Annotated in this window: 15 protein-coding genes; 10 read left to right on the top strand and 5 right to left on the bottom strand. The window is 72.7% G+C overall.

Translation table 11 applies throughout. The features are described from left to right. Positions 1-96 precede the first annotated feature (96 nt). Together QMF80_RS24370 and QMF80_RS24365 are read left to right on the top strand one after the other, a co-directional pair. A complete protein-coding gene (locus QMF80_RS24370) occupies positions 97-1,251 on the top strand; it encodes an alpha/beta hydrolase (RefSeq protein ID WP_283456753.1) in 1,155 nt (384 codons plus the stop codon). Positions 1,252-1,316: 65 nt separating this feature from the next. Beyond that, on the top strand, positions 1,317-2,186 hold the full coding sequence (locus QMF80_RS24365; RefSeq protein WP_283456703.1) for a DUF4429 domain-containing protein: 870 nt from the start codon (positions 1,317-1,319) through the stop codon (positions 2,184-2,186). A 57-nt stretch (positions 2,187-2,243) separates the two neighbouring features. On the opposite strand, the gene QMF80_RS24360 is transcribed toward QMF80_RS24365, so the two are convergent. Both QMF80_RS24360 and QMF80_RS24355 read right to left on the bottom strand, forming a co-directional pair. Further along, on the bottom strand, positions 2,244-3,269 hold the full coding sequence (locus QMF80_RS24360; RefSeq protein WP_283456702.1) for an aldo/keto reductase: 1,026 nt from the start codon (positions 3,267-3,269) through the stop codon (positions 2,244-2,246). Then, a complete protein-coding gene (locus QMF80_RS24355; RefSeq protein ID WP_283456700.1) occupies positions 3,266-3,652 on the bottom strand; it encodes a MerR family transcriptional regulator in 387 nt (128 codons plus the stop codon). The genes QMF80_RS24360 and QMF80_RS24355 overlap by 4 nt, the downstream gene beginning before the upstream one ends. A 61-nt stretch (positions 3,653-3,713) precedes the next feature. Here QMF80_RS24355 and QMF80_RS24350 point away from each other — a divergent pair, with 61 nt between their 5' ends. Together QMF80_RS24350 and QMF80_RS24345 are read left to right on the top strand one after the other, a co-directional pair. Further along, the gene (locus QMF80_RS24350) at positions 3,714-4,535 is read left to right on the top strand and encodes a serine hydrolase domain-containing protein (RefSeq protein WP_283456751.1); all 822 of its coding nucleotides are present in this window, start codon (positions 3,714-3,716) and stop codon (positions 4,533-4,535) included. A gap of 169 nt (positions 4,536-4,704) precedes the next feature. After that, positions 4,705-5,907, top strand: a complete 1,203-nt coding sequence (locus QMF80_RS24345; protein WP_283456698.1) for a peptidoglycan recognition protein family protein — start codon at positions 4,705-4,707, stop codon at positions 5,905-5,907. Positions 5,908-5,930: 23 nt separating this feature from the next. Here QMF80_RS24345 and QMF80_RS24340 read toward each other — a convergent pair whose 3' ends face one another. Continuing rightward, entirely contained in the window at positions 5,931-6,623 is a 693-nt protein-coding gene (locus QMF80_RS24340; protein WP_283456697.1) for a pirin family protein, read from the bottom strand. 96 nt (positions 6,624-6,719) lie between these two features. Here QMF80_RS24340 and QMF80_RS24335 point away from each other — a divergent pair, with 96 nt between their 5' ends. The 5 genes from QMF80_RS24335 to fabF all read left to right on the top strand — a co-directional run bounded on the left by QMF80_RS24335 (position 6,720) and on the right by fabF (position 11,630). Further along, a complete protein-coding gene (locus QMF80_RS24335; RefSeq protein ID WP_502962908.1) occupies positions 6,720-7,946 on the top strand; it encodes a PucR family transcriptional regulator in 1,227 nt (408 codons plus the stop codon). An 89-nt stretch (positions 7,947-8,035) separates the two neighbouring features. Beyond that, the gene (locus tag QMF80_RS24330) at positions 8,036-8,953 is read left to right on the top strand and encodes an ACP S-malonyltransferase (protein WP_283456695.1); all 918 of its coding nucleotides are present in this window, start codon (positions 8,036-8,038) and stop codon (positions 8,951-8,953) included. Positions 8,954-8,972: 19 nt separating this feature from the next. Next, on the top strand, positions 8,973-9,977 hold the full coding sequence (locus QMF80_RS24325) for a ketoacyl-ACP synthase III (protein WP_283456693.1): 1,005 nt from the start codon (positions 8,973-8,975) through the stop codon (positions 9,975-9,977). 59 nt (positions 9,978-10,036) lie between these two features. Next, on the top strand, positions 10,037-10,285 hold the full coding sequence (locus tag QMF80_RS24320; protein WP_283456691.1) for an acyl carrier protein: 249 nt from the start codon (positions 10,037-10,039) through the stop codon (positions 10,283-10,285). A gap of 79 nt (positions 10,286-10,364) precedes the next feature. Beyond that, positions 10,365-11,630 (top strand): beta-ketoacyl-ACP synthase II, encoded by a 1,266-nt coding sequence (gene fabF / locus QMF80_RS24315; RefSeq protein ID WP_283456689.1) that lies wholly within the window; start codon positions 10,365-10,367, stop codon positions 11,628-11,630. A 145-nt stretch (positions 11,631-11,775) separates the two neighbouring features. Here the strand turns inward: fabF and QMF80_RS24310 are convergent, their stop codons facing one another. Further along, on the bottom strand, positions 11,776-12,270 hold the full coding sequence (locus tag QMF80_RS24310) for a DUF3145 domain-containing protein (RefSeq protein ID WP_283456687.1): 495 nt from the start codon (positions 12,268-12,270) through the stop codon (positions 11,776-11,778). 251 nt (positions 12,271-12,521) lie between these two features. Between QMF80_RS24310 and QMF80_RS24305 the strand changes: the two genes are divergently transcribed. Then, entirely contained in the window at positions 12,522-13,421 is a 900-nt protein-coding gene (locus tag QMF80_RS24305) for an SGNH/GDSL hydrolase family protein (RefSeq protein WP_283456685.1), read from the top strand. Positions 13,422-13,571: 150 nt separating this feature from the next. On the opposite strand, the gene QMF80_RS24300 is transcribed toward QMF80_RS24305, so the two are convergent. Next, positions 13,572-16,070, bottom strand: coding sequence for a glycoside hydrolase family 3 protein (locus QMF80_RS24300; protein WP_502962907.1), 2,499 nt, complete (start codon positions 16,068-16,070; stop codon positions 13,572-13,574). Positions 16,071-16,113 lie beyond the last annotated feature (43 nt).

Here is a 16,113-nt window from a genome sequence, read left to right as displayed (position 1 = left end):
TTAGGCTGTTCCTCAGTGAACCTGCCCGGCCTGCACGGCCCTGCCTCCCCCGCCACCTCCCCCAGCCCCGGCGCGCTGCACGCCCTCCTCGCGCTGATGGTGGTCTTCGTCATGCTGGCGACGACCGGCTGGACCGCGGTGCACCGCCCCCAGCAGAACGTCTCGGCCCGCCACGTGGCCCTCGCCGCCTGGGCCGGAGCCCGCGTCGGCGGCATCTCCGTACCGCCCGCCGACGCTCCCATACGTTCGGTCGCGCGCTTCTTCTCCGATCTCGACACGGCCCAGCGGGCCCGGCTCGCCGACACGTATCCGCTGGTCGTCGGCAACCTCGACGGGGTTCCCGCGCAGACCCGGTACCGGGCCAACCGGCACTCGCTGGAACAGGCGAGCGCCACCGAGCGGGACCGCGCCCAGGACGTGGCGCTGACCCCCGCCGACCGGGACGACGCCGTCCGCAGACTGCACCGGCTGGAGTCCCTGGCCGAGCCGGCGCGGCAGGTCCTCGTCTTCGACCCGACCGGCGACGGCCTGGTCGCGGAGGTCTTCGGCGACCTGGACCAGGCCCAGCGCGTCTCGGTGATCGTGCCCGGCGTCGACACCGACCTCATCACCTTCGAACGTTCGCAGCGCCGCTACAGCGCTCCGGTCGGCATGGCCGAGTCCCTCTACGACGCCGAGCGCGCGGCGGCGCCGAAGACCCGGACGGCGGTCATCGCGTGGGCCGGGTACGTGAGCCCCGTCGGCCTCGGCGTGGACGCGGCCACCGGACGGCTGGCCGCGCAGGGCGCCGTACGGTTGGAATCGCTGGCGACGGCCCTGCCCGGTGACGCCTCGGTGGCGCTGTTCTGCCACAGCTACGGATCGGTGGTGTGCGGGGTCGCCGCGCACGGCCTGCCGCGCCGGGTGACCGACGTGGTGGTCTCGGGCAGCCCCGGCATGCGCGTGGAGAACGCCGCCCAGCTGGGCACCTCGGCCCGGGTGTGGGCGATGCGGGACTCCGGGGACTGGATCGCGGACGTGCCGCACCTGGAACTGGGCGGGCTCGGACACGGAGCGGACCCGGTGTCGCCGGACTTCGGCGCGCGGCGGCTCTCGGCGGTCGGAGCGAAGAGCCACACGGGCTATTTCGAGCCAGGGACCGGGTCGCTGGACAACTTCGCGCGAATCGGAACCGGTTCGTACGGTTCCGCCGTATGTGCGAGCGGGGACGACTCCTGCCGACGCGGAATTTCCGGGACAGAAGCGGACTGACGCGCGTAGAGGCCCTGAAAACGACTCTCGCAGTGAGGGGACGCGCGGGCCCACCGCCCTTTACGATGAGCCGCATGGGTGACGTACTGGCCGGAAACCATGCCGTCTGGGAGTTCGACTCGGACTCGGTGCTCATCCGCTTCGAACGGGGGATGTCCGCACTGCGGATGCCGCGGCTCTGGCATGCGCTGGGGCAACGCCGCATCCCCCACGAGGCGTTGTCCGAGGTGAGTGTGACCGTGACCGCGGGGAAGCGGGACACGGTGGTGCTGCGTGCCGCGCCGCGGCCCGGGGCGGATCCGCTGATGGAGGCCGCCGCGGGGCAGCTGAAGGAGATCTGCGACCCGTACCGGCTGGTGCTGCCCGCCGACCGGGCGCCGCTGGCGACCGCGCTGGCCGACGCGCTGCGCGCGCGGCTCGGGCCGGACGCGGCGGAACCGGCCCCGCGCTTCCTGGTCGAGGCGCCGAAGCCGCCGACGCACCTCAAGGCGTACGACGCCCGGGCGACGCTCGACGAGAGCGGGGTCGGCTTCCGCTGGTCGCGCACCGGGGCGTCCAGCGCGAAGTGGAAGGCGGGCGACCAGCACTTCCCGCTGGCCACGCTGACCGGGGTCGAATGGCATTCCCCCGAACAGCCCGGAGGCCACCTGCGGCTGCGCTCCCGCGACGACGGCGACGAGGCCCCGGCCCCGGAGCACGACCCGGCGGCGGTGCTGTTCGCCCTCGGGTACGGCGGGGTGCACGAGTCCCTGCCGTTCGCGGCGGCGGTGCTGGCGGCGGTACGGGGGCGGACGCCGGTGGCGGCCGGACCGATGGCGGCTCCGTCCCCGCGGGAACCGGACCGGATGCGGCACCTCAGCGAGCTGCACGGGGCCGGGCTGCTGACGGACGCCGAGTACGCGGCGCTGCGGGATCGTTTCGCCACCGACGTGTGACCGCTGCGCGGCGCTCTCGCGCCTGCGGCGCCAGGGCCGTCGGCGCGGGGCACGGGCTCAGGACTCGCGGGCCGCCGAGGTGCTGCTCATGTCCGGGTAGCGGTCGCCCGCGACCTCGGCCGCGATGGGGGCCAGCAGGGCCAGCTCCGGCTCCGTCAGGGTGATCCGGGTGGCCGCCGCGTTCTCCTCCAGGCGGCTCCGCTTGCGGGTGCCCGGGATCGGGACGACCGTCAGGCCGTGCACCGCCGCCCGCTGCTGCACCCAGGCCAGCGCGACCTGCGCCGCCGTGGCCCCGTGCGCCGCCGCGATCTCCCGTACCGGCGCCAGCAGCGCGGCATTGACCTTCGCGTTGTCCCCGGTGAACCGCGGCTGGTAGCGCCGGAAGTCGCCCTCCGCCAGCTCCGCACCCGCGTCCGCGAACGCCCCGGTCAGGAAGCCGCGCCCGAGCGGGGAGTAGGGCACGAAGCCCACGCCCAGCTCCGCCGCCGCACCCACCGCGCTGCGCTCCACGTCCCGGCTGAACAGCGACCACTCCGACTGGAGCGCGGTGATCGGATGCACCGCGTGCGCCTCGCGCAGCTCCGCGCCCGTGACCTCGCTCAGGCCCAGGTAGCGCACCTTGCCCTCGGTCACCAGCTCCGCCATCGCGCCGACCGACTCCGCGAACGGCACGTCCGGGTCGCGCCGGTGCATGTAGTACAGGTCGATGGTCTCCACGCCGAGCCGCCGCAGGCTGCCCTCGACGGACTGGCGGACGTACGCCGCGTCGTTGCGCACGGCCCGGTAGTGCGGGTCGTCGTTGCGCTCGATCGCGAACTTCGTCGCCAGGGTGATCTCGTCCCGGTGCGCCGCGACGAACGGCGCGAGGAACTCCTCGTTGCGCCCCCGCCCGTACACGTCGGCCGTGTCGAAGAGGGTGACCCCGGCCTCCAGGGCGGCCTCCAGGGTGTCGCGGGCCGCCGCCTCGTCCGTGTCCCCGTAGAACTCGCTGATGCCCATGCAGCCGAGGCCCTGTATCCCGACCTGCGGGCCGTCCTTGCCCAGTTCGACCCGGGCGATCTTGTCCGTGCCTGCGTTCGTCATGACTGCGCCTTCCCCTGCTCGTAGAAGCCGATCTTGAAGTCCAGTACGGCCAGCGCGTCCGTCAGCTCGTCGATCCGCGCCCGCACCTCGCGCCTGGTGCGCTCCAGCAGCTCCCGGCGCTCTTCGAACGTGTGCGGGCCCTCCCGCACCAGTTCCGCGTACCGGACCATGTCCGCCACCGACATCCCGGTGGTGCGCAGCTTGCCCACGAAGGCCAGCCAGTCGAGGTCCTTGTCGCTGAACCGGCGCTGACCCGAGTGCGAGCGGTCCACGTGCGGCATCAGACCGATCCGTTCGTACCAGCGCAGTGTGTGCTGGGTCAGACCGGTCCGGGCCTCGACCTCGCTGATCGTGTACCGCGTCTGCGTCTGCGTCAGGCTCATGACCACCACGCTAAAACCCTGGAGTGCACTCCAAGCAAGTAGGCTCGGCCACATGGAGATCATGGAGAGCCTGCGGACCATCGAGAGCTGGCCGGTCCCGACCGCGGCCGCGGCCGTCGTGCGCGCCGACGGGACCCTCGCGGGCAGTCACGGACCGGTCGACCACCGTTTCCCGCTGGCCTCCGTCACCAAGCCTCTCACCGCGTACGCCGCGCTCGTCGCGTACGAGGAAGGCGCGGTCGAGCTGGACGAGCCGGCCGGACCCGAGGGATCCACCGTCCGGCACCTGCTCGCGCACACCAGCGGCCTCGCCTTCGACGAGCACCGCGCGATGGCCCCGGCCGGGGAGCGGCGACTGTACTCCAACGCCGGTTTCGAGGTGCTGGGCGACCACATCACCAAGGCCACGGGCATCCCCTTCGCCGAGTACCTCCGGCAGGCCGTGCTGGAGCCGCTCGGTATGACCGCGACCACCGTGGACGGTTCCCCGGCGAAGGACGGCGTCTCGACGGTCTCCGACCTCGTCCGGTTCGCCGCCGAGCTGCAGGCGCCCCGGCTGCTGGACGTCCGCACGGTCGCGGAGGCCACCGCGGTGGTGCACCCGGGACTCAAGGGCGTGCTGCCCGGTTACGGTCACCAGTCCCCCAACGACTGGGGCCTCGGCCTGGAGATCCGCGACGGGAAGTCCCCGCACTGGACAGGCGCCGCGTCCTCCCCGCGCACCTTCGGCCACTTCGGGCAGGCGGGCACCTTCCTGTGGGTGGACCCGGACGCGCGCGCCGCGTGCGTGGCGCTGGCCGACCGGGCCTTCGGGCCGTGGGCGGTCGCGGCCTGGCCGCCGTTCACCGACGCGGTCCTCGCCGAGCTGGCGGAGCGGCGCTGACGCCGCACCGCTGAGCCGCGCCACTGGAGGCGCGCCGCTGGAGGCGCGTTCGACGGTGGCGCCGAACGGGTGACGCGGCCGGGGCTATGCCCCCATCCGACCCGATTGCCGGGGCCTTCTTCCCGGTCCCGGCCCCGGCTGATCGATAGATTCCGGTTCCCATTCACCGTTGATCATCGGGGAGAACCGGGTGCGCACCCGCAGCATCGTGGTGTCGGCCGCCACCGCCGCCCTCACCACCGGCATCGTCGGCCTGCTCGCCGCCCGGGGGGTGCCGGGCGCCGCGCTGCGCACCGAGCCCCTGCGGGTGAGCGGCTCCGGAGCCTCGTTCGAGGACGCGGACACCGCCGGGTTCAGCATGCTGGCCGTCTCCTGGAACGAGCCCGGCCACGCTCTCGACGGAGAGATCCGGGTCCGGACGAAGTCCGTGGCGACCGGGGCATGGTCCCCCTGGACCGTGCTGGGCACGGAGCGGGGCGAAGGCGTGCGCGGGGTCTCCGAGCCGCTGTGGGCCGGGCCCTCCGACGGGGTCGAGGTCAAGGTCGCGGGACACGGCGGGGCGCTGCCCGCGGGGCTGCGCCTGGACCTGGTCGACCCGGGCGCCGACCCGGCGGGAGCCGGGCCGGGCGCGGGGGACGACACCGTGCCGGCCGCGTTCGGAGCCGCCCCGGCGGTACCCGCGGCCCGCTCGGCCGCCGCCCGCCCCGACATCGTGTCGCGCTCCGCGTGGGGCGCCCGGGAGCAGCCGGGCGACGACCCGGTGTACGGCAAGGAGGTCAAGGCCGTCTTCGTCCACCACACCGCGCAGACCAACGCCTACGACTGCACCGACTCGGCGGCGCTGCTGCGCGGGCTCCAGGAGCTGCACGTGCGCACGAACGGGTGGAAGGACCTCGGCTACAACTTCGTCGTGGACAAGTGCGGGACGGTCTTCGAGGGCCGCCGGGGCGGCGCCGACCGCCCGGTGACCGGGGCGCACACCCTGGGCTTCAACACCGACACCATGGGCATCGCGGTGATCGGGGAGTACTCCTCCCAGGAGCCCTCCGGCGCCGCGATGAACGCGGTGGCCCGGCTGGCCGGCTGGAAGCTGGGCCGCTACGGGTACGACCCGCAGGGCAGCGTCACCCTGACCTCCGGGCTCGACAACGGCACGTTCCGCACCGGCCAGGGGGCCCGCTTCGAGCGGATCTCCGGCCACCGGGACGCCTTCTCCACCGAGTGCCCGGGGACCCTTCTCTACCGCAGGCTCCCGGACATCCGCTCCCGGGCCGCCGATCCGCTCGGCGGCTCCCTGACCGGGCCCCTCACCGATCCGCTGGGCGGTTCGCTGGACGGGCTGGTCGGCTCCCTGGCCGGTCAGCGGGGCTGAGCGCGGAACGGGCCGTCACCGCGTCAGGGCAGCTCCCACAGGAGCAGCTCCCCCGGGGACCCGGCCACGATCTCCAGGCCCGCCACGCCCCTGATGCGCACCGAGTCCCCGGGGCCCAGCTCCACGCCCGGGCCGATCCCGTCCTCGGCCGCCGCCCCGTCGAGCCGCAGGTCCCCGCGTACGACGTGCAGGTAGACCCGGGCCGCGTCCGGTACGGCGACCCGCTCGCCCGCGCCGGGCCTGCGCACCCGGAACACGGCCCCGGCCGCGGGGACCGGGCAGGGCGCGCCGTCGGCGAGGCCGCGGGTGATCTCGTACGCCGGTTCCGGGCCGGGGTCGGCGAGACCCGCCGGGGACAGCCACATCTGGACGAAGCGGAGCGGCACCGTGCCATCGTTGCGCTCGACGTGCCGGACCCCGTCGCCCGCGCTGAGCCGCTGGACGTCGCCGGGGCGCACCACGGTCGAGCGGCCGGTGGTGTCCCGGTGGGTCAGCTCGCCCTCGGTGACCCAGGTGACGATCTCGGTGTGACGGTGCGCGTGCTCCTCGAACCCGGCCCCGGGGGCCAGGGTTTCCTCGTTGCAGGCGCGGACCGGGCCGAATCCGATGTTGTCCGGATCGTAGGAGCCGCCGAAGGAGAAGGCGTGCCGGGTGCTGATCCCGGCCGCCTCGTCCCCGCCCGGGTAACGGTCCGTGGCGCGTCGTACTTCCATCATGGGGGCCACCGTAGCCCCACCGGCGATCACCGCCGCGGGACCGGGCCGCCGACCCCGGGACTCCGCGGCGGCGTCCGGATAGGGCAGTCTTGTCACGTGCCCCAACCCGAACGTGAGCAGCCCCCCGCGCATCTCCCGCACCCCGCCCACCAGCTCCACCCGGCCCATCCGCACGCGGCGACGCTGCGTCGACTGGAGAAGTCCTCGGGCCGGCTGGCCGCGAACGCGATCGCCCGCATGGACGAGACGCTGTCCTGGTACCGCGCGATGCCACCGGAGAACCGTTCGTGGATCGGCCTGGTCGCGCAGGCGGGCATCGCCGCGTTCACCGAGTGGTTCCGCCACCCCGAGACCCCGCAGGCGATCTCCACCGACGTGTTCGGGACGGCTCCGCGCGAGCTGACCCGGGCGATCACGCTGCGCCAGACCGTCGAGATGGTCCGTACGACGATCGAGGTCATGGAGTCGGCGATCGAGGAGGTCGCCGCCCCGGGCGACGAGTCGATCCTGCGCGAGGCGCTGCTGGTCTACGCCCGGGAGATCGCCTTCGCGACGGCCCAGGTGTACGCGCAGGCCGCCGAGGCGCGCGGGGCGTGGGACGCCCGGCTGGAGTCCCTGGTGGTCAACGCGGTGCTCTCGGGCGAGGCCGACGAGGGCGCGCTGTCGCGGGCCGCGGCGCTGGGCTGGAGTTCGCCCGATCACGTGTGCGTGGTGCTGGGGACCGCTCCCGAAGGTGACAGCGAGCTGACGGTCGAGGCGATCCGGCGGGCCGCGCGGCACCACAAGCTCCAGGTGCTGACCGGGGTGCTCGGTGACCGGCTGGTGGTGATCGCGGGCGGCAGCGACAACCCGATGCAGGTCGCGAAGTCCCTGATCGGCCCGTTCGCGGCGGGCGCCGTGGTGGCCGGTCCGGTGGTGTCGGACCTGCTGAACGCGACGAAGTCGGCGCAGGCGGCGGCCGCCGGGCTGAAGGCCTGTACGGCGTGGCAGGACGCGCCGCGGCCGGTCCTGGCGGACGATCTCCTCCCGGAGCGGGCGATCGCCTCGGACCCGTCCGCGCGCGAGCAGTTGGTGGAGGAGATCTACAGACCGCTGGAGGAGGCCGGGTCTGCTCTACTGGAGACTCTGAGCGTCTACTTGGAGCAGGCGAGCAGCCTCGAAGGGGCGGCGCGGATGCTCTTCGTGCACCCGAACACGGTGCGGTACCGGCTCCGACGTGTGACCGACGTCACCGGCTGGTCACCGTCCGATGTCCGGTCCGCGTTCACACTGCGGATCGCCCTGATCCTGGGGCGTCTGGCCGACGGCGAACAGCCGTCCTAGACTTTTGTCGGACATCAACAATTACCCCGACGGTTCTTCGTCCCTGTCCCCACGGGCGGCGCGGGCCGAATTCAAGAGAGAGTGTGAGGGTGCTCGTACTCGTCGCTCCCGGCCAAGGCGCTCAGACGCCCGGCTTCCTGACTTCCTGGCTCGACCTTCCCGGCGCCGCCGACCGCGTCGCCGCCTGGTCGGACGCCATCGAGCTCGACCTTGCCCACTACGGCACGAAGGCCGACGCGGACGAGATCCGCGACACCGCCGTGGCCCAGCCGCTGCTCGTGGCCGCGGGTCTGCTGTCCGCGACCGCGCTGGGTTCCCCGGCCGCGTTCGGCGCGGTGGCGGGGCACAGCGTCGGTGAGATCACCGCCGCCGCCTACGCCGGTGTGCTGACCGAGGCCGACGCGCTGTCCTTCGTCCGCACCCGCGGACTGGGCATGGCGGAGGCCGCCGCGGTCACCGAGACCGGCATGGCCGCAGTGCTCGGCGGTGACCCGGACGTGGTCGTGGCCCATCTGGCCGCGCTGGGCCTGACCCCGGCGAACATCAACGGCGCCGGCCAGATCGTGGCCGCGGGCACCATGGAGCAGATCGCCGCTCTGGTGGCCGACAAGCCCGAAGGCACCATGAAGGTCGTCGCCCTCAAGGTCGCGGGCGCCTTCCACACGCACCACATGGCTCCGGCCGTCGTCGCCCTGGAGAAGGCCGCCCAGGCCCTCACCACCGCCGACCCGGTGCTGACGTACGTATCGAACAAAGACGGGCAGGTCGTGACCACGGGCGCCGATGTCGTCGCCCGCCTGGTCGGCCAGGTCGCCAACCCGGTCCGCTGGGACCTGTGCATGGAGACGTTCGCCGACCTCGGTGTCACCGGGATCATCGAGTTGTGCCCGGGCGGCACCCTGACGGGGCTGGCCAAGCGCGCCCTGAAGGGCGTACCGACCGTGGCACTGAAGACGCCGGACGATCTCGAGAAGGCCGCAGCGCTCATCGCCGAGCACGCGGCCTGAGAGAAGGAGCCCACACCGCATGTCGAAGATCAAACCTGCAAAGGGTTCCCCGTACGCGCGCATCCTCGGCGTCGGCGGCTACCGCCCGACGCGGGTCGTCACCAACGAGGTGATCCTGGAGACAATCGACTCGTCCGACGAGTGGATCCGCTCCCGCTCCGGCATCGCCACCCGGCACTGGGCCTCGCCCCAGGAGACCGTGGCCGCGATGTCGGTGGAGGCCTCGGGCAAGGCGCTCGCCGACGCCGGGGTCGCCCCCGAGCAGATCGGCGCCGTGATCGTCTCCACGGTCTCGCACTTCAAGCAGACGCCGGCCGTCGCGACCGAGATCGCGCACCGCATCGGCGCGGGCAAGCCCGCCGCGTTCGACATCTCCGCGGGCTGCGCCGGTTTCGGCTACGGCCTGACCCTGGCCAAGAGCCTGGTCGTCGAGGGCTCGGCGGAGTACGTGCTGGTCATCGGTGTCGAGCGGCTCTCCGACCTGACCGACCTGGAGGACCGCGCGACGGCCTTCCTGTTCGGTGACGGCGCGGGCGCCGTGGTCATCGGCCCCTCGGACGAACCGGCCATCGGCCCCACCGTGTGGGGTTCGGAGGGCGACAAATCCGACACCATCAAGCAGACCGTGCCCTGGGACGAGTACCTCGGCAAGAGCGGCGGCGAAAAGTTTCCGGCCATCACGCAGGAGGGTCAGGCGGTCTTCCGCTGGGCCGTCTTCGAGATGGCCAAGGTGGCCCAGCAGGCGCTCGACGCGGCCGGGATCACCGCGGACGACCTGGACGTCTTCATCCCGCACCAGGCCAACATGCGGATCATCGACTCGATGGTGAAGACTCTGAAGCTGCCGGAGCACGTCACGGTCGCCCGTGACATCGAGACCACCGGCAACACCTCGGCCGCCTCGATCCCGCTCGCTATGGAGCGGCTCCTGGCGACCGGAGCGGCGAAGAGCGGCGACACCGCGCTCGTCATCGGCTTCGGGGCGGGACTCGTCTACGCCGCCACGGTCGTTACCCTCCCTTAGGGCCCGGGATCATTCCCGTCCCGTCCCACCAGAGTTAGCTATCTAAGAAGGAGCGCCACATGGCCGCCACGCAGGAAGAGATCGTCACGGGTCTCGCCGAGATCGTGAACGAGATCGCCGGTATCCCGACCGAGGACGTCGCGATCGAGAAGTCGTTCACGGACGACCTGGACGTCGACTCCCTGTCCATGGTCGAGGTCGTCGTCGCCGCCGAAGAGCGCTTCGACGTCAAGATCCCCGACGAGGACGTCAAGAACCTCAAGACGGTTGGCGACGCCGCCAGCTACATCCTGAAGCACCAGGCCTGAGCCTGACGAGCGTTTGTCGCCACCTGGCGGTGGCGCCGTGACAATTCAGCACCCTCTTACACGTGGAGAAAGAATTCCTGTGAGCCCGACCAATCGCACCGTGGTCGTCACCGGTATCGGCGCAACCACTCCGCTGGGTGGCGACAGCGCTTCGACCTGGGAAGGTCTGCTCGCCGGTCGTTCCGGGGTCAAGCCCCTCGAAGGTGAGCGCTTCGCCGAACTCCCGGTCCGCATCGCCGCCACGGCCGCCGTGGACCCGAGCGAGGTCCTGCCCCGCCCGCTGGCCCGCAAGCTGGACCGCTCGGCGCAGTTCGCGCTGATCGCGGCCCGTGAGGCCTGGGCCGACGCGGGTTACACCGGCCCCGCCGGCGAGGACCCCTCCATCGTTCCCGAGCGCCTCGGCACGGTGATCGCCTCCGGTATCGGCGGTGTCACCACCCTGCTCGACCAGTACGACGTACTGAAGGAAAAGGGTGTGCGCCGGGTCTCCCCGCACACCGTCCCCATGCTCATGCCGAACGGCCCCGCGGCCAACGTCGGTCTCGAGGTCAACGCCCAGGCGGGCGTGCACACCCCCGTCAGTGCGTGCGCCTCCGGCGCCGAGGCCATCGGTTACGCCGTGGAGATGATCCGTACCGGCCGCGCCGACGTGGTCATCGCGGGCGGTACCGAGGCCGCGATCCACCCGCTGCCGATCGCCGCGTTCGCCAACATGATGGCGATGTCCAAGAACAACGAGAACCCCACCACGGCCTCCCGCCCGTACGACAAGGCCCGTGACGGCTTCGTCCTCGGCGAGGGCGCCGGCGTGGTGGTCCTGGAGTCCGCCGAGCACGCCGCGGCGCGCGGCGCCCGGGTCTACTGCGAGGTGCTGGGCCAGGGTCTGTCCGCGGACAGCCACCACATCGCGCAGCCCGAGCCCACCGGCCGCGGTGTCGCGGCCGCGCTGCGCAACCTGCTGGACAACACCGGCCTCGACCCGGCCGAGCTGGTCCACCTGAACGCGCACGCCACGTCGACCCCGCAGGGTGACACGGCCGAGCTGAAGGCCCTGCGCAAGGTGCTGGGCGACGACCTCGACCACATCGCGATCTCGGCGACCAAGTCGATGACGGGCCACCTGCTGGGCGGCGCGGGCGGTATCGAGACCGTAGCGACCGTGCTGGCGCTGTACCACCGCATCGCTCCGCCGACGATCAACGTCGACGAGCTGGACGACGACATCACGGCGGACATCGTCCGCGGCGAGCCGCGCAAGCTGCCGGTCGAGGGCCCGATCTCCGCGATCAACAACTCGTTCGGATTCGGTGGCCACAACGTTTCGCTGGCCTTCCGCACTGTCTAGTGCGGCGTCAGGCAAGGTGTGCCCGTTGAGGAGCGGCGTCCGCCGTCGGGGTTCCTCAGTCGATGGCTGAGGTGTCCGTCGTCGAGTCGTACACGCGCGGAAGGCCCACCCGGTGATCCGGGTGGGCCTTTCGCGCGTACGGACCTCAGACGACCTGGTGGAGCCAGCGGACCGGGGCGCCCTCGCCCGCGTAGCGGAAGGGTTCCAGTTCGTCGTCCCAGGGCTTCCCGAGCAGCTTGGAGATCTCCGCCTCCAGGTCGGTCTCGCCGAGTACGGACCGGGCGAGGGCGGCCCGCAGCCGGTCCTCGGGGATGAGGATGTCGCCGTGCATCCCGGTGACGGCATGGAAGATGCCGAGTTCGGGGGTGGAGCTGTAGCGCTCCCCCTCGGCGGTGGAGCAGGGTTCGGCGGTCACCTCGAAGCGCAGCAGGCGCCAGCCGCGCAGGGCGGAGGCGAGTTTCGAGGCGGTGCCCGGTTCGGCCTGCCAGGAGAACTCCGCTCTCCAGGTGCCCGGGGAGGCGGGCTGCCTGATCCAGTCGAGGTTCACCCGCACCCCGAGTACACCCGCGACCGCCCATTCCACATGCGGACAGAGCGCGCGCGGTGCGGAATGCACGTACAGAACTCCACGTGTCGTCACCGGGACCTCCAGTGTGGGACGAGGTCGGGAATAAACTCCTGAAAACGGACAGTATGTGACGTGATGTAATTTACCGGAAATGATCTGACATTGCGGCAAGGAACCTGCGGCCGAAACGCCACGGGAAAAAGCTACCGTGCGCCGGGGGTCGCGGTGTGACGTACCGTCGCTCCAAACCCGCTCAACACACAGCTTTCACTCAGCAGGGCGCCCCCCGGGGGACACGGAACGACGACGGAGGCACCTCACCCATGCGGACCACCACCCCCGCGCGTCGCCGCGGGCGGACCTCCGCCCTGCGCGCGGGCGCGGTGGCGGCCGTGCTGGCCGTGGCCGTCACCGGCTGCCAGGAAAACGATTCAGCGGCCGACGGGGAACGCGGCGGGCCGGCCGCGCCGCGATGGAACACCGCGCCCGCCTCCCTGGCCGCCGTCGGGGACTCCATCACCCGCGGCTTCGACGCCTGTTCGGTACTGGCGGACTGCCCCGAGGCCTCCTGGGCCACCGGCAACGACCCCGAGGTGCACTCGCTCGCCACCCGGCTGCTCGGCGAGGCGCTGACCCCCGAGCGCAGCTGGAACTACGCGGTGACCGGCTCGCGGATGGCGGATCTGGGCGCCCAGCTGACCGCGGCGGCCGCGCAGCGCCCCGACCTGGTCACGGTGATGGTGGGGTCGAACGACGCGTGCCGCCCGACCGCTTCCTCGATGACCTCGGTCGCCGATTTCCGGGAGGAGTTCGAGCGGGCCATGGCGGGGCTGCGCGCGGCCGCGCCCACGGCCCAGGTCTACGTGTCGAGCGTGCCGGACCTGCAGCGGCTGTGGGAGCAGGGCAAGGGCAGTGCGGTGGGGCGCCAGATCTGGAAGCTGGGCATCTGTCAGTCGATGCTGGCGGACGCCGAGTCGGTGACGGCCGGGGCGACCGCGCGGCGCGAGAAGGTGCGGGCGCGCGTGGTGGAGTACAACGAGGCGCTGCGGCAGGTCTGCGCGAAGGACGCGCTGTGCCGCTACGACGGGGGCGCGGTGTTCCAGTTCCCGTTCACGACGGAGCAGTTGAGCCGCTGGGACTGGTTCCACCCGGGCAAGGACGGGCAGGCCCGGCTGGCGGAACTGGCGCACCGCCAGATCACCTCGCCCGAGCCGCCGGCCTGAGCCGCCCGCCCGAGCCGCACGCCTGAGCTACCTGAGCCGCCCGCCCGAGCTGAGCGCGCCGATCGCCCGGTGGTCGTACGTACGGGCCGGGGGCGGGTGTCAGGGGCCGCCCCCGGCCCGGTTCATGGGTGATTTCCGGCCAGTCGGCGGCTACCGGATCTCAAGGGTGGCGGTCAGCCGGGCGTCGGGGTGCGAGTGGCTCGCGCGGACCTCGTACTCCCCCTCCACGCGCCGCCACGCTCCGGCGCTCTCGTCCCAGATCTCGAAGGCCCGCGCGGGCAGCGCGATCTCGGCCTCCACGCTCTCGCCGGGGCCCGCCTCCAGGCTCGCGAAGGCCGCCAGCCAGCTCGCCGGGCGTTCCACCGGGTCCGCGACGGGGGCCAGGTAGACCTGGACCACCTCGCGTCCGGGGCGGCCGCCCGTGTTGCGGATCCGGACCCGGGCCACCTCGGGGGTGACCTCCAGGGACTCGTACTCCCAGTCGGTGTAGCCGAGGCCGTGCCCGAAGGCGTACGCCGGGACCGTGCCCGCGCGCTCGTAGGCCCGGTAGCCGATGAAGAGCCCCTCGCCGTACTCGAGGCGCCCGTCCCGCGGGACCACGTCGGTGACCGGCGCGTCGGCGAACACGGCGGGCCAGGTGGTGGGCAGCCGCCCGCCCGGCTCCCGGTCGCCGAGGAGTACGTCGGCCAGCGCGGCCCCGCCCTCCTGCCCGGGGAACCAGGTCAGCAGCACCGCCGCGACCTCGTCCCGCCAGGGCAGTTCGACCGGGGACCCGGCGTTGACGACGACCACGGTGTTCGGGTTGACGGCGGCCACGGCGCGCACCAGGTCGTTCTGGCGGCCGGGCAGTTCCAGGTCCCGGCGGTCGAAGCCCTCGGACTCCACGCGCTCGGTGGTGGCGACGACCACGACGGCGGTGTCGGCGCCGCGCGCGGCCTCCACGGCTTCGGCGATCAGCTGGTCGGGGTCGGTGCGCGGACCGAGGTGGAGCAGCGAGAACATGATCGCCTTGAGCGGCAGTCCGGCCAGGTCGGGGACCTGGTAGGTCAGCGAGACCTCGACGGCGTCGCCCTCGGTGAGGGTGATCCGGGCGCGCTCGCTGGGGGCTCCGAAGAAGGCCTCGAAGGGGTCGGCCTCATTGCCCAGGTGCTGGACCCCGTCCCAGACCCGCTCGCCGCCGACCGCGAGGGCGAAGGCGCCGAGCCCCCGGGTGCCGAAGGTGTGCTCGCCGCTCTCGCGGGGGACGAGGGTGCCGATGACCTCGATGGAGGCCATCGTCTCGTAGGTGACCCCGGCCGGCAGGTCGTCGCCGATCCACTGGACCTGGCCGGACGGCAGGGTGCCTTCGCCGAGGACGGCCCCGGAGGCGTCCCGGCAGACGGCGCGCAGCCCGAAGCCCTTGTCGGCGGGGGTGAGTTCCTCGCTGGGGTCCGCGCCGACGGAGAAGGTCAGCGCGCCGTGCGGGAGCGCGGCGGTGAGCCCGTCGAGCGGGGAGACGACCCGCTCGGGGAAGACGGTGGCGGAACCGCCGCCGAGGACCCGGGCGTCGCGGGCGGCGGCGCCGGAGAGGGCGACCGTACGTCCCTCGGCGCTCAGCGGGAGGGCGGCGTTCTCGTTGCGGACCAGGACGAAGCCGCGGGCGGCCAGTTCGCGGGCGAGCGCCTGGCCGTCGAGGGCCTCGGGGATTTCGGTGACGACCGGCGGGGCGCCGTCCAGGACGCCGACGCGGGCGGCGAGGCGCAGGACGTTGCGCACGGCCTCGTCGACGGCGGACTCGGGGACCTCCCCGGCGCGTACGGCGTCGGCGAGCGCGGGCCCGTAGACGGTCCGCGGGCCGGGCATCGCGACGTCGAGGCCGCCGAGGATGTCGCCGGTGGTGGAGCGGGCGGCCATCCAGTCGGAGACGTTGTAGCCGTCGAAGCCCCATTCGCCGCGCAGGACCGCGTTGACGAGGTGGCGGTGCTCGGTCATCGTCGTGCCGTTGACCCGGTTGTACGAGGTCATGATGCCCCAGGGGTGGGCGTGGGTGACGATGGTCTCGAAGGGCGCCAGGTACAGCTCGCGCAGCGGGCGGGGGGCGATGACGCAGTCGACGGTGAAGCGTTCCGTCTCGGCGTCATTGCCGACGAAGTGCTTGACGGTGGTGCCGACCCCGCCGTCCTGGACGCCCTGGACGTAGCCGGTGCCGATGGCTCCGGTGAGGCAGGGGTCCTCGGAGTAGCACTCGAAGTGGCGGCCGCCCAGCGGGGAGCGGTGCAGGTTGACGGTGGGCGCGAGCAGGACGTGCACGCCCTTGCGGCGGGCCTCCTGGGCCAGGAGGCGGCCCGCCCGGCGGGCGAGGGCCGGGTCCCAGGCCGCGGCGAGCGCCGTCGGCGAGGGCAGGGCGATGGACGGGTCGTCGGCGGTCCAGCGGACGCCGCGGACGCCGATCGGGCCGTCGGACATGACCAGGGAGTCCAGTCCGATGCCGGGCACGGCCGGGAGGCTCCACATGTCCTGCCCGGCGAGCAGCCGGGTCTTCGTGTCGAGATCCAACGTTGCGAGCGCGGTTTCCACCACGTCGTTGCGGATCCGGTCGGCCTGGGTGCTGAGGGCGTCGGCGGCCACGGCCTGCCTCCTCGTCGAGTGCTGCGGTGCGGGCGTCCCCATCGTGGACCCGTTCCCTGTTGAGCGGTAGGGTTCGTGATGTGTT

The organism is Streptomyces sp. G-G2 (genome assembly GCF_030063135.1).
Classification (GTDB): Bacteria; Actinomycetota; Actinomycetes; order Streptomycetales; family Streptomycetaceae; genus Streptomyces.
The sequence above is the reverse complement of the archived record's forward strand: the minus strand, read 5'-3'. Positions and strand labels throughout refer to the sequence as shown.

What these genes read in the sequence shown, in the direction of transcription:
- QMF80_RS24370 (WP_283456753.1), top strand. Translation starts at nt 97, where the DNA reads ATGGTGGTCTTCGTCATGCTGGCGACGACCGGCTGGACCGCGGTGCAC.
- QMF80_RS24365 (WP_283456703.1), top strand. Translation starts at nt 1,317, where the DNA reads ATGAGCCGCATGGGTGACGTACTGGCCGGAAACCATGCCGTCTGGGAG.
- QMF80_RS24360 (WP_283456702.1), bottom strand. Translation starts at nt 3,269, where the DNA reads ATGACGAACGCAGGCACGGACAAGATCGCCCGGGTCGAACTGGGCAAG.
- QMF80_RS24355 (WP_283456700.1), bottom strand. Translation starts at nt 3,652, where the DNA reads ATGAGCCTGACGCAGACGCAGACGCGGTACACGATCAGCGAGGTCGAG.
- QMF80_RS24350 (WP_283456751.1), top strand. Translation starts at nt 3,714, where the DNA reads ATGGAGAGCCTGCGGACCATCGAGAGCTGGCCGGTCCCGACCGCGGCC.
- QMF80_RS24340 (WP_283456697.1), bottom strand. Translation starts at nt 6,623, where the DNA reads ATGATGGAAGTACGACGCGCCACGGACCGTTACCCGGGCGGGGACGAG.
- QMF80_RS24325 (WP_283456693.1), top strand. Translation starts at nt 8,973, where the DNA reads ATGTCGAAGATCAAACCTGCAAAGGGTTCCCCGTACGCGCGCATCCTC.
- QMF80_RS24320 (WP_283456691.1), top strand. Translation starts at nt 10,037, where the DNA reads ATGGCCGCCACGCAGGAAGAGATCGTCACGGGTCTCGCCGAGATCGTG.
- QMF80_RS24305 (WP_283456685.1), top strand. Translation starts at nt 12,522, where the DNA reads ATGCGGACCACCACCCCCGCGCGTCGCCGCGGGCGGACCTCCGCCCTG.
- QMF80_RS24300 (WP_502962907.1), bottom strand. Translation starts at nt 16,070, where the DNA reads ATGGGGACGCCCGCACCGCAGCACTCGACGAGGAGGCAGGCCGTGGCC.